The organism is Rahnella perminowiae, from assembly GCF_019049755.1.
Classification (GTDB): Bacteria; Pseudomonadota; Gammaproteobacteria; order Enterobacterales; family Enterobacteriaceae; genus Rahnella; species Rahnella perminowiae.
The window spans coordinates 1-545 of record NZ_JAFMOS010000063.1 but is presented as its reverse complement, the minus strand read 5'-3'; the positions used below and the strand labels follow the sequence as shown (position 1 = coordinate 545).

General features: G+C 42.2%; 1 protein-coding gene and 1 pseudogene. Both read left to right on the top strand.

The window, feature by feature from the left end; genetic code table 11:
• Positions 1-328 (top strand): annotated as a pseudogene (locus tag J1785_RS00320) (hypothetical protein); the annotation flags it as partial.
• Between the two features lie 21 nt (positions 329-349).
• Positions 350-541, top strand: a complete 192-nt coding sequence (locus J1785_RS00315) for a hypothetical protein (RefSeq protein ID WP_037040778.1) — start codon at positions 350-352, stop codon at positions 539-541.
• Positions 542-545 lie beyond the last annotated feature (4 nt).

Sequence of the window (545 nt, the reverse complement as noted above, 5' to 3'; positions counted from 1 at the left end):
AGCTAATACAGTTAGTGCCGTGAAAGTTGCTATCGCGATAGCTCAAGGAACAAGCTTTTTTGTGAAAGTAAGAGGCGGGGTCATTGGAAACATATTATTAGTCGGAGGAATGAAAGAACGCTGCATTCGGGCATCAGAAAAGCTGAGCGTGGAAGTGCCTGAACTCTACGCTACTTTGCGGTTAAAAGATTATGATCTGCTTTATTTCCTGTTCGAGCCTGCCCTGTCACCTTTTATTGACGCCCTGTCTGTTCGACACCAACAAGGCTCTCCCGCGTTTGATAGGATCCTAAAAATTATAGATTCAAAAGTTGGAGCCCGTGGATAGGTGGATAAGAAACCCAGTTTTATGAAGAAAGCTGCAAACGCTGCAGTAGGTCAAATAGGCGCAATCCTTGGTGGTGCATCAGTCTGGTTTTCGTTATTCTTTGTATTTTATTTTGATACCTGGCTGGAGAGATTGCTCGCCATTTCAGCTATGGTATTTGTCATATGGATTATTGGTAAACTAATCGATAAATATTACCCGCAAGATAACTAAACAT